The sequence below is a fragment of the Aquimarina discodermiae genome (assembly GCF_040786235.1).
GTDB lineage: Bacteria > Bacteroidota > Bacteroidia > Flavobacteriales > Flavobacteriaceae > Aquimarina.
This window is the reverse complement of the sequence record NZ_JBFMKP010000014.1, coordinates 1-12,111: the sequence shown is the minus strand read 5'-3', so window position 1 is coordinate 12,111 and position 12,111 is coordinate 1. Positions and strand designations below refer to the sequence as shown.

Sequence of the window (12,111 nt, the reverse complement as noted above, 5' to 3'; positions counted from 1 at the left end):
ATATGATTTAGCACTAGAGGATATTTATTTCTATAAAAATATAATAATTTCAACCATCAACCATCAACCATCAACCATCAACCACCATAGGCGTTACCCTTCAGAAACTCCGGCACTTTCAAAACTGGCCATGTTGTTAAGAAATGCAACCGAAGATTCGAGTATGGGATATGCTATAGCTCCACCAGTACCTTCTCCCAGTCGCATCCCAAGGTTAAGCAGTGGTTGTTTATTCAAAAATGCAAGCATTTTTTGATGCCCTTGCTCTCCAGAGGTATGTGCAAAAATACAATAGTCCAATATATTAGGGCAGATGGCATGTGCAACTAATAGAGCAGCGGTAACAATAAAACCATCGATAATAATTGTCATTTTGTATTCTGCGGCTTTTAACATAGCTCCAGTCATCATTGCAATTTCGAACCCTCCAAAAGTGGCTAAGGCTTCAAGTGCAGAAGAAGGAGCATACTTCTTAAATACATTCGATAGTATATTTTGTTTGATTGTGATAGCTTCAGAGGAGAGTCCTGTGCCAGCCCCTACACATTCTGCTATAGGTGTCTTGGTAAAATATGCCATTAGTAAAGAAGCAGAAGAAGTATTGCCAATTCCCATCTCACCAAAACCAATAACATTAGTTCCTTTCTTATGTGTATTGGTAATTAGTGTCCCCCCTTGTAAGAGAGCCAGATTACATTGATCAATAGTCATTGCGGGTTTTTCCTGATAATTCTGAGTTCCGAAATCAATTTTTTCATGAAGGATATCAAGCCCTTTATCAAATTGATGGTTTACTCCTGTATCAACAATTTTTAAATCAATTTGATGTTGTTTACAAAATACATTGATGGCCGCTCCTTCATTAATAAAGTTATACACCATTTGTGATGTAACCTCTTGCGGAAAAGGATTTACCTCTCCTTTTTCTGCAATACCGTGATCTCCTGCAAAAACAAAAATAGCTGGATGCTTTAATGTTGGAGTTTCTGTATTTTGAATTAGCCCGATTTGCAATGCAATTTTTTCTAAGGTGCCCAGTGCCCCTATAGGTTTTGTTTTGTGATCAATTTTGTGTTGAATTGAAGCTGCTAAGCTTTTATTATGTATGGGATGTATATCAAAATTCATATAGCTATTATTTAATTTGAACTGGGATTCCCGAAACCATTAAAGTTGCTTTGTCTGCATGTTTGGCAATATGCTGGTTCATCCATCCTTGTAGTTCTGTAAATTTTCTACCAATTTCTGTGGTTGCATGAACTCCCATTCCGATTTCATTAGAAATAATAATGATGGTAGCATTAAGATCTAATAACTTATCAAACTCTGCTTTGGCCTGGGATAGTGATTGGGTTATATTATTATCGGTATCTACAAAAAAATTGGTTAACCATAAAGTCACACAATCGATCACTACTACACTAGATTCGCTAATTACTTTAGAAAGTTCTTTTTCTTCTTCTATCGAGATCCAACGCTCGTCTCTATCTGCAATATGTCGATCTATACGTTGTTGGTGATTGTCATCCCAAATACGAGAAGTAGCCAAATAATGTGGAGTGTTGGATAGCTGTAATGCCAGCTTTTGCGCATAATCACTTTTTCCAGATCGTTCTCCTCCTGTGATGTAATAGATCATTATATTCACGTTTTAAAGAGGCTAAAGGTAATAGTATATATTATTTTTTTGCTAAAGTTTAATTCAAATTCATTAAAATATAATAAATTCGCGCCGAATTTTGGTGCTGACACCTCGTTTTGAAGTGGAAGCTTAAAAGGGAATCAGGTAAAGTGAAGTACGAAGGTAAATTTATGAGTTATAATTTTTTTGATGGTGACTCTAAAATCGTAAATCAAGACTCCTGAGCTGTTCCCGCAACTGTATGCTTAGCCTAGTAATAGGTGCTTGTTGTTATTCTCTATAGCCACTGCTTGGATCAGATAGTATTCGATGTTTTTATCAATTAAAGACGGTACAGAATGATGTTTTTTTTAGGTGGGAAGGTAAATAACAAGACGCGAGCCAGGATACCTGCCATGATTCGATAGAAGTCAAACTTTCGGGATAAAGGTTTGGGTATGGGTAAACTACATACTTTTTTCCGGTAATTGTAATTAATTAAGTAGTAAAATGATCAAGAAGAGATTTTTGGGAGTAGCATTTTTAATGCTAGGTTCCTCTGTTGTATTTGGGCAGGAAACTCAAATAGAGGAAAATGTAAACGAATTAGAAGAAGTTGTTATTTCTGATTCTAAGTTCAAGTTAAAGCGCGAGCATAGTGGTAAGGTAATTACCAAAGTAACAGAAAAAGAATTGCAACGCAGTCAAGGGCAATCGGTAGCAAATGTTTTAAGCAGGGTCGCTGGGATGGTGATTAATGGTAATACAAGCGGTGCCGGAAAAGACTTAGGCTATTTTATTAGAGGGGGACGTAATCGTCAGGTTGTAATACGAGTAGACGGTGTAACCATTAGTGATCCCGCTATTATTTCAGGAGAGTTCGATTTAAGGTTGTTATCTGTAAATCAAGTAAAGGAAATCGAAATACTAAAAGGTGCTTCTAGTACACTTTATGGATCAGGTGCTGGGACAGCAGTAGTTAATATTCTTACAAAGAAAGCAAGTAAAGAAAAGGTAACGGCAAATTTTCAATCGAGTATAGGAACCAATCAGACGAATGATGATCAGGATTATGATATCAATGAGTTTGTTAATCTGGCTTCAGTAAATGGTACATTGGGCAAGCTAACTTATTTGACAAGTTTTAGTAACCGATTTACAGATGGGATCTCTTCTGCAAAGAAACTACCAGAAGATACTTCTGTAGGTTCTTTTACCAGTGATGCGTATTCTCAATATAATGTAAATGCAAAGTTAGGATACAAGTGGAGTGACCGACTTAACATAGGTTTTTTGGGTAATCTAGATGCATATAAAAATGATATTGATGATGGAGCTGGTGTCGATGGACAGAATATTTCTGATAGCGAACAGGTAAGAGTTGGTGCCAATCTAACATATACATACCCAAAGGGGAGTATTGGTGTTGTTACCAGTTATGCGCTGTTAGAAAGAACTTTTGAAACTGCTTTTCCATCAAAATCAGAAAGTAGGTTTTATACCTACGATGTATATAACAAATATAAATTTAATAACCGATTGTATACTGTTATAGGGATCAATGGTTCAAATAGTGATTATAATGGCTTTAATGCCTCTGGTAGAGGAGAAGAGTTGATACAAACTATTAATGATAGAGAAGCCGATTTTGATATTGTAGATCCGTATGCTAATTTGGTATATGTTTCTAGTTTTGGGTTAAACGTGAATGCCGGAGCTAGATTAAATGTTCATAGCTCATATGGTACTCATGTGGTTTATACTATAAATCCATCCTATACCTATAAAATCGGAGAAAACTATCTTAAAGGGATCGCTTCTTATAGTACAGCTTATATTACTCCATCTTTATTTCAGTTGTATGCTGCTGATTTTGGGAATCAAGATCTAAAACCAGAAGAAAACGCTACTATAGAAGGAGGGGTAGAGTTTTCGTGGGCTAAAAAAATTAGAGTAAGTGCCGTATATTTTAATAGAAAAGAAAAGAATTTTGTGGATTTTGTAGATACGGGAGATTTTATTTTTAAGTATCAAAATATAGAAAATGAATTTACTACAGACGGTGTAGAATTTGAAGTAAGTTCGACACTGTTTGATGATAAATTGTCACTAAGTGGTAACCTTACTTATACCAATGTAGATGATGAGGTGTCCAGTATCAGAATCCCAGAATATATTGTTAATACAAATATTGGATATCAATTAAACAAAAAAACATATACATCGATACGTTATCAGTTTAATGATAGCCGAGACGATAGTTTTTTTAATAATATCACTTTTGCCTCAGAACCCAGGTCATTGGATTCATATCATCTTCTTGATTTCTATGTTAGTCATCAGTTATTAAAAAACCTAAACATCTATGGTAGTGTAGATAATATTATTAATGAAGAATATCAAGAAGTATTTGGTTTTAGTACAAGAGGAAGGAATGTTAGAGTCGGTTTTAATCTTAAATTTTAAGAGGCGATAAATCACTAATAAAAGATATGATATTATGAAATCTGTATCAATAAAAAATAGTGTTATTTAATTCACATTGTGGAGTTTAATTCTTCGAGGCTTGCCTCGAAATGTAAAAACTGTTTTTCAACTTGATGCCTCGTGAGCTTGCTCTGAGGTAGTTGACTTAAGAAATCATAATTGTGTAAAATAGAATAAATAAATATCCCCAAAACGTAAGTTTTGGGGATATTTTTAAGGTAATTAGTATTAAAAAAACTTAGTTAACAATAAAGTGTTCTGCTTGATGTTGAGTTTTTAAGATATAATGACCTGCTTTTAGTTCTTGTAGGTCTATGCTATTAGTAAATGTTCCTTTCTGTATCACCTGTCCTAAGGTATTGATTATCGAATAATTTTTGATTTCCAAAGTATTGGTTTCTATATTAAGGATACCATTGGTTACAGGATTTGGATAGATAGAAAAACGACCTATATTAGAAAGTTGATTTGTACTTTGTTTTGCAAAAAGAGTATTTGCAGAGGTACCACAAGCACCCAGATTAGTCCAGCTATCAGCAGTTTTTTCGTACAGGTTTCCTTGATAGGTTACTTTATCACCCACTTGATAGGTTTGTGACGAACTCCATGCTGTTACACCTTCACAAATATCATTAGAATTACCTCCAGATTGTATGTTTACCGTATAATCTTCTACTTCTCCATAGTTAAATGTACCACAAGCAGATGGTGCCGCATTGTATCGCATTATGACTCTCATTCTGGTAGCTCCGTTGGTTGCAGTTTCTGGTACAGTAAATGAACCACTTACGGGTGTGTTTTGAGTACGATCCTGAGTCCATACTTGCTCTCCTGTATCATCAAAATCTCCGTTTTGGTTGTAATCTATCCATACACTATAGGCTTCATTATATGTAGTACCAGTCCAGGTAGGAGTGATGGTAATGGTATTTGATACCCCTTTAGACAAGTTGGTAGAGATAGCAGTATGGTCTGTATAGCCACTTCCTAAAGATGAAGAATTGTCTATAGATCCTAATTGTACCCTACTAATATACTCTTCTGATGCATTATTACCGCTTGCAGTGCAATAGCTGATTTGCGAAGTTGTGGTCGTAAAATTAACAGAGGTACTATAATTTGAGTTTGTACCATCTGGACATTTACTTCTTACTTGTGCTTCATAAGCAGTAGAGGCCGTTAACCCTGTAATCGCTCTAGAATTAGTATTTGCGGAAACAGTAGTCCAGTTATTAGTACCCGTTTGACGATATCTTAGGTCATAAGTAGCACCCGATACAGTATCCCAACCTATAGTAGCCGAAGATGTATTTACATTAGAACTTGCAACATTTGCTGGTACTGATGCAGTACAATTAGAAGTACTTTCTTTAATTCCTGTAAGGATTAAAGAAAAATTTTGGCTACCTCCTACTAAAGAACCTTTATGTGTAATCGTTATAGTATAGGTTCCTGATGCATTCGCAACATCTACTCTTTCATAAGGATCCACGTTATTATCTCCTGTGCTATTTGTAGTAATACTTGTTAATTTGAATGGACTAAATGTCGAAGATCCTTTAGTTACTCTAATATCAAGATCATTTACCAGTACTGGAGTTTTAGAGTTAGTAGCACTTACAGCCGATCCAGGTCTGTCGGTCCATGATATTGATGCTAATAAAGGAGAATTTCCATCAGATTCAACTGTAATAGTATAGGTTTGTCCATTGTTTAAGGTAAGTTCTTCTACTTTAGAAGAAGATCCGTTGTTTGTGATAGCCTCGGCTGCAGCTTTTGCATTTAATAGCCCCCAACCGTGCACTGCATCTGGTCCCGATGGTCCGATGTCATCAGCGGTATGTAATGCAATACCTTTTAGAGTGGCAGCTCTCATCAGGTTGTTATTGATGTTATTGTAATGTTGTTGTAAAAGTAGTAAGGTACCTGCAACATTAGGAGAAGCCATAGAAGTTCCTGTATAGGATGCATAGTCACTATCATTTCTATGTAATGTAGAACGAACACTAGTTCCGTTACCTGTAATATCAGGTTTAATTCTATAATCATCTGTAGGTCCTTCACTACTACTACTATTAATAGTTACACTATTTAAAGTGCCATCGTTAGCGATATTAGCATCTCTGGCGTTAGCTACTACCAAATTATTTTTAGAGGTACTGTGACCTGTAAGTTTATCATATGAAGAGTTTCCGTCAAGAGGTACCGCATTTGCAGTATTATTGTTTCCATCATTACCAGCAGCAACTACCATAAGGTAGAAAGGTGCATTAAACATAATTTGATCCCATCTTCTAGACTCATCGATATAAGCACCAAACAATTGATCACGTACACTATTGGCTAAAAACCCATAAGAATGGTTAGAAACAATCATTCCGTTTGCGGCAGCGGCGGTAGCTTCAGAAGTATCACTGTTCCATCCATAACCTACTGCTTTTGCTTGAGGTGCCATTCCTTTTGCATCGGCCTGAACACCAGAGGCAACTATGGTTCCTGTTACGTGAGCTGCATGATCATTAACCCCCAAACTTTCAGACCCAGCATCTCCAATGCTAACTCGGTTATTACCTCCAGGTCCGTCATACTCTTGATGAGAAAGTCTGGCATGTCCTGCATCCCAAACATGGGCTGTCATATTCTGCCCATTAAGGTTAAGTCCTAATGATCCTCCAGAGTTAAGGTGGTTGGTTCTTGTAGACTTTGCAGCAGCAACATTAAAGGTTCTGTAATAAATTGGATTTCCATCAGCGTCTAATCTTTGTAATTCGGCAAAACTACCATCAGAAAGCGTTTTCTGTACTTCCCAATTATTGTTTTGAGCAGCTTGGATAGCTTCAGCTTTCTGGGCAGTTTCTTCTTGTTCTATATTTTGTTGTAATTCCATTAGCGCAGAATAATTACTTTGCTGTATTATTTTGGCCTTTTGTAATTGCGTTTGTGCAAATGTTATGCTGGATAAAAATAAAAATGATACCGAGAGTATAATACTTAGTTTTTGTTTGGGGGTTTGAAATTTTCCCTTTTCAAAATTGCATGAATGATTTTTTTTCATAATGAATTAATTTGTGTTAATATTTGGTTTTGGTTAAATATTTAGTTTAAGATAATCGTAAGTGTGTTTGTTGCTTCTTTTCGATATAAAAGTTGCACAGTTCTTCCATCCCAATAGATTTATAATCTATTAAGTAGTTATGAGCAGTTGCCTATCATTTAATGATGCAGACTAGATAATTACCTTTGCAAAGTATTTCTAGAAGTATTTTTGCTGTATTACCAAATACAAAATAGCTTTTGCTATTTTATTTTCTGCAATTTGGATGTAGGTTTAGAACAAGAAGCAAATTAAAGTTGAATAAGATTAGTTGTCTCTTAATTTAGTACTTCTTTCTTTTTGTTGGTAATATTATGAGTCAGATATGTAAGTATGTGCTGCCATCTTTGAGTTAGTTTAGTATAAGTGTAATTTTTGAGTTTATGTTATATAGTATTGTTAATGCAACTTGGTTGCAAAATTAATAAAATTATTAATAAACGAAACATAAAAATTTCTTAATTAAAATATTAGTAATTAAGTTTTTGTTAGTAATAAGGATGTGATAGGGGGTATGCTATACTACAAAAAAAGTGATGAATCACTTTTAGTTAAAGTTGATTCATCACTTTTATGTAAAATTATTTTCTGAATTGCTAAATGTATGACATATCCAGTATATTAGTGAAACTTTGTTTTGAAAAGTTGCGTAGCAATGCTTTCCAAATAGATAGTTAAACTAATCGCGCTTTTTCCGAGATTTGAGGTTTAATACCTAGACTTGTTCCCGAGTATTATTTATTGTAATAAGAATTAATTTTCTTTATACATACGTTCGTAAATAGGAGAGAACATCTTACTATCTCCAAAATTCTTTACATGGTCAAATGGATCAATATTGGATTTTGAAGACTTAGCAATTGTACCCGTAATATCATCTAATGCTGCTTTTAATAATGGTTCATTTTCATCTCCTAATACACCTAATGCGTCATATTGTTCTGCAATTTCTATATCTGGGTCAAAACCGGCAAAATAATCGGTAACTCCGTTAGAATTGATAGATTTAAGTACCAGGGGTTGCATGGCATAGGTGTGCCCAGCTAACTCTGCACCATTTCTACCAAAACCTTCTGTGTCATATAAAGTGATCGAAGCCTGAAATTTTCCTCGTGTGGTAGTTCCTATTTTCTTTACGGTGATATAAGGGTCAAGGGCATTAATAACCAATTCACTGGCAGAAGCAGAACTTCTAGAGGTCAAAATATATACTTCTGATAAATTAAGGCTATTAATTGCAATGTCATCTTCTCTTAATTGATCACCAAAACGATTCGTACTTCCAAATTGTTCCTGTCGATCATCGTTCCATTGCTCTGTTGTAAAAATTTGATCTTTAAATTGCCCGGTAATCATACTGGATAAGTCGATAGCAGATCGTACAGATCCACCACCATTATATCTAAGATCTAACACCAAATCGGTAATACCGGCAGCTTTAAGCTCCCCAAAGGCTTCGTTTAGCTTTTTATCAAAGTCTGCTGTAAAAGAGTTGTACATCAAATAGCCAACCTTTTTACCAGCTATATCAATTGTCTTCGTAATAAATACAGGATTTTCTGTGTATTGTACTTTAGAAAGTGATACCGTAGAACCATCAGACTCAGGATTTCCGTTGTTATAAGAAGCCCAGCCCAAAGTATAGCTGTCGAGATCACCTAATTGTCTAAAATTTTTGTTGGTAATTTGAGCGCCATTTATGGTACTAAAAATATAACCTCTTTCGATTCCTTTGTCAGATGCATCAGTATTAGGAAGAACATATCTTACATATCCGTATACTTTTCTTATTTCGTCATCAGATTTATCTCTGTCTTCATCATATATTCTTAACCCATATTCCATTCCGTGGTTTTTGGTAATCCCGTCAAAAGCTTGTTCTAATGCTACATAATCATCTACCAAAAAGCTAAAATCATCTACTGGTATTTCTCCAACTATTCTTTTGGTTCGCAACGCATTAAAAATTTCTTCTGGCGATGTAAATCCATTTAAAAATGCAGCATAGTCCTCATTAGAAGAAAATCGATCGTTCTGCAGATCACTAACCTCTTCTTTATACAAGTAAAAAGCATTTAATCCTTTCCAGATAAAATCATGTATCGAGCTGGCTGTTGGTGTTTGTACTTCATCATCTTTATCAGTAAAACATCCGGTACATAAATTACCAACTAATAAAAGTAATAGAAAATACTGGATACGTTTTATGTGCTTTAAATTTTGCATGTATTAAATTTTTATTGTTCTGATCATCTACGTTTTACTATATGTTGCTAGAAAGCAACTTTATAACAATTACCTCAAGGTAGTATATTCTTCCCAAATTACTCATTATTATAAAGAGATATTGCAGTATAACATAGTTTACTATATAGCGTTAAAAGTAACTACTTTATTGTAAATTAAAAAAAGAATGTAACAAATTAAAGATATAGTCGTCTCCAAGGTATAAAGCTAACAGAGTTTTATAAAACCACCAATCAAAATGAAAGAGAGCGCATTTATAACGCTTACCGATAAGTTTAAAGATAAGCTATTTAGGATGGCCAAACGATTATTGGTAAGTAACGAGGAAGCAGAAGATGCTACGCAAGAGATCTTGCTAAAGCTTTGGAAGAATAAAAATAAAATGCAAGAGTATAATAATGTCGAGGCTTTTGCGATGACAATGACCAAAAACTATTGTTTTGACAAGTTAAAAGGAAAAGAAGCAGGAAATCTAAAGATTGTTCATAGTAATTATAAGGATGAACAACCTTCTTTACAGCGACAGGTAGAAGCAAAAGACAGTTTTACATGGGTAGAAAAAATAATGAATGATTTGCCAGAACAACAACGGCTTATTATACAGTTAAGAGATATAGAACAGTACGATAATGTAGAAATAGCAAAAATGCTCGACATTAAAGAAGGAGCGGTTAGAGTTGCATTATCGAGAGGAAGAAAAAAAATTAGAGAAGAATTATTAAAAAAACATAATTATGGAGTTGTCTAACATAGAAAAACTACTAGAAAAGTATTTCGAAGGCAAAACGACCATTTCTGAAGAAAAAGAATTGAAGGTATATTTTACCAGAGAAACTGTGTCGCCTCACCTCGAACATTACAAAAGCATGTTTCAGTATTTTTCTGAAGAAAGTACCATTACAGCGACCCGAGATTTTAAAATCAAACCAAAGAAAAAAACGAGGTACGCCTGGGTGGGTATTGCAGCTTCGGTTGTGTTAATAGCAGGGATTTTTATGAGTGATATAAATAAGCCTTCAGAATCAATAGATACTTACGAAGATCCCGAAATAGCATTGCAAGAGACCAAGAAAATATTAAAAATGGTTTCTTCGTATATGAATGAAGGCAAACAGGAACTAGTGTACCTGAAAAAATTCGAAAACACTAAAAATAAATTTATTAAATAAAAAAACTACGAGTTATACTCGTGATTGTATAAATGTAATTATTATGAAAAAAATAGCAATTGTTTTAGCACTGGTCGTTTTACCTTTTGTATCGAATGCCCAAAGTTATTTTGATAAGTATGAAAACATGAAAGATGTTACCTCGATGGTAATGACTAGCAAAATGTTTAAGTTACTTAGCAAGATAGACTTCGAAAGCTCTGATAAAGAAACCCAAGAGTATCTTAATTTGGTAGAAAATATTAATAACATAAAGGTTTTTGTAACAGAAAACAAGAAAATTAGTGATCAAATGAGAACAGATGTACAGACGTATTTAAAGAGCTCTTCATTAGATGAATTAATGCGAATAAAAAGTGATGATGGAGAGAATATTAAATTTTATATAAAGCCAGGAAGCGATGAAGATCATGTAAGAGAACTTTTTATGTACTTGCAAGGTAATGATGATAAAACAGGAGGGCCAGAAACCGTTATTTTGACCATTACCGGTAATATAGATCTTAAGCAAGTGTCTAAGCTGGCCAATGATTTAAACATACCTGGCGGAAAAGAACTTAAGAATGTAAAAAAAGGTAATTAATCAAATAGTGTTTGGATACTTTAGTATAGTAACTGGAGTTGATAAGACGTTACAACACATAATTTAGGCTAATTGCTAAAAGGGGTAAGGCAGTTCGGTTTGATGTAAAAGTCTAAAAGAGCTGTTTTGCCATATTTTAAAATAGAAGTATATCACAGAAACAGTATGTGATAGTATATACTAGATCAATCAAAAATAATCAATCAAAAAACGGATATGAAAAATATAGGAATTTGGATCGTAGCAATTATAGGTATTTCTTTATCGATAAGTTGTAACAATGATCCTTCGTTACAGAAATACTTTATAGATCATCAAAATGATGCAAATTTTATTTCTTTGGATCTGCCTGCTAGTTTGATAAGAACAGATGCAGTTAATCTAAACGAAGAAGAGAAAGAGGCACTAAATAGTATTCATAAGGTAAATTTACTGTTATTGCCACTTAAAAATGAAGAGATGCAAAATGCCTATGATAAAGAGACCAATGATATTAGTAATATTCTAAAATCAGATACCTATGAAACTCTGATACGATTTGGATCTAATGATACCAAAGTCGTGCTTAAGTCTCTGGGAGAAGAAAATATAGACGAGGTGGTGGTATTTGCAACCGATCAGAGCAAAGGGTTGGCTTTGGTGCGTATTTTGGGCGATAATATGAAACCCGAAAAAATGATCAAATTGGCACGTTCTGTAGAACAAGGTAGATTAGATCTTGGGGCCTTAAAAGAAATAGCCGAAGGAATTTCTATTGATTAATACTAGGAGCTCTAATTCGCTTATAAAATAAAGAGGCTGTCTAAAAAGGCAGTCTTTTTTTTGTAGATTTTTGAGTTATTTTTTAACTTTAAGAATGAGTAGAAAAGTAGTTTTTAAGACCTATGATCAAGATCAGTTAAGTTTATTA

Annotated in this window: 9 protein-coding genes and 1 riboswitch; of the genes, 5 read left to right on the top strand and 4 right to left on the bottom strand. The window is 34.2% G+C overall.

Features of this window, described 5'->3' with window-relative positions; translation table 11 throughout:
* Positions 1 to 93: 93 nt before the first annotated feature.
* The gene (cobT, locus tag ABW636_RS10305) at positions 94 to 1,128 is read right to left on the bottom strand and encodes a nicotinate-nucleotide--dimethylbenzimidazole phosphoribosyltransferase (RefSeq protein ID WP_367589900.1); all 1,035 of its coding nucleotides are present in this window, start codon (positions 1,126 to 1,128) and stop codon (positions 94 to 96) included.
* Between the two features lie 7 nt (positions 1,129 to 1,135).
* Positions 1,136 to 1,639, bottom strand: coding sequence for a bifunctional adenosylcobinamide kinase/adenosylcobinamide-phosphate guanylyltransferase (locus ABW636_RS10300; protein WP_367589899.1), 504 nt, complete (start codon positions 1,637 to 1,639; stop codon positions 1,136 to 1,138).
* 84 nt (positions 1,640 to 1,723) lie between these two features.
* Positions 1,724 to 2,054: riboswitch (cobalamin riboswitch) on the top strand.
* Between the two features lie 77 nt (positions 2,055 to 2,131).
* On the opposite strand from ABW636_RS10300, the gene ABW636_RS10295 reads away from it, so the two are divergent.
* Positions 2,132 to 4,087 (top strand): TonB-dependent receptor plug domain-containing protein, encoded by a 1,956-nt coding sequence (locus ABW636_RS10295; RefSeq protein WP_367589898.1) that lies wholly within the window; start codon positions 2,132 to 2,134, stop codon positions 4,085 to 4,087.
* A 259-nt stretch (positions 4,088 to 4,346) separates the two neighbouring features.
* Here the strand turns inward: ABW636_RS10295 and ABW636_RS10290 are convergent, their stop codons facing one another.
* Together ABW636_RS10290 and ABW636_RS10285 are read right to left on the bottom strand one after the other, a co-directional pair.
* Entirely contained in the window at positions 4,347 to 7,163 is a 2,817-nt protein-coding gene (locus tag ABW636_RS10290) for a S8 family serine peptidase (protein WP_367589897.1), read from the bottom strand.
* A gap of 792 nt (positions 7,164 to 7,955) precedes the next feature.
* Positions 7,956 to 9,428, bottom strand: a complete 1,473-nt coding sequence (locus ABW636_RS10285; RefSeq protein ID WP_367589896.1) for a GFO_1087 family putative carboxy terminal peptidase — start codon at positions 9,426 to 9,428, stop codon at positions 7,956 to 7,958.
* A 259-nt stretch (positions 9,429 to 9,687) separates the two neighbouring features.
* Here ABW636_RS10285 and ABW636_RS10280 point away from each other — a divergent pair, with 259 nt between their 5' ends.
* The 4 genes from ABW636_RS10280 (at position 9,688) to ABW636_RS10265 (ending at position 11,963) form a co-directional block, all read left to right on the top strand.
* Positions 9,688 to 10,197 (top strand): GFO_1088 family ECF-type sigma factor, encoded by a 510-nt coding sequence (locus ABW636_RS10280; RefSeq protein ID WP_367589895.1) that lies wholly within the window; start codon positions 9,688 to 9,690, stop codon positions 10,195 to 10,197.
* Positions 10,184 to 10,618 carry a PG0215 family putative anti-sigma factor gene (locus tag ABW636_RS10275; protein WP_367589894.1) on the top strand — a complete coding sequence of 145 codons (435 nt, stop codon included), beginning with the start codon at positions 10,184 to 10,186 and terminating at the stop codon, positions 10,616 to 10,618. Before ABW636_RS10280 ends, ABW636_RS10275 begins: the two co-directional genes overlap by 14 nt.
* Positions 10,619 to 10,661: 43 nt before the next feature.
* The gene (locus ABW636_RS10270) at positions 10,662 to 11,201 is read left to right on the top strand and encodes a GFO_1090 family protein (RefSeq protein ID WP_367589892.1); all 540 of its coding nucleotides are present in this window, start codon (positions 10,662 to 10,664) and stop codon (positions 11,199 to 11,201) included.
* Positions 11,202 to 11,417: 216 nt separating this feature from the next.
* A complete protein-coding gene (locus ABW636_RS10265; RefSeq protein WP_367589890.1) occupies positions 11,418 to 11,963 on the top strand; it encodes a GFO_1091 family lipoprotein in 546 nt (181 codons plus the stop codon).
* Positions 11,964 to 12,111 lie beyond the last annotated feature (148 nt).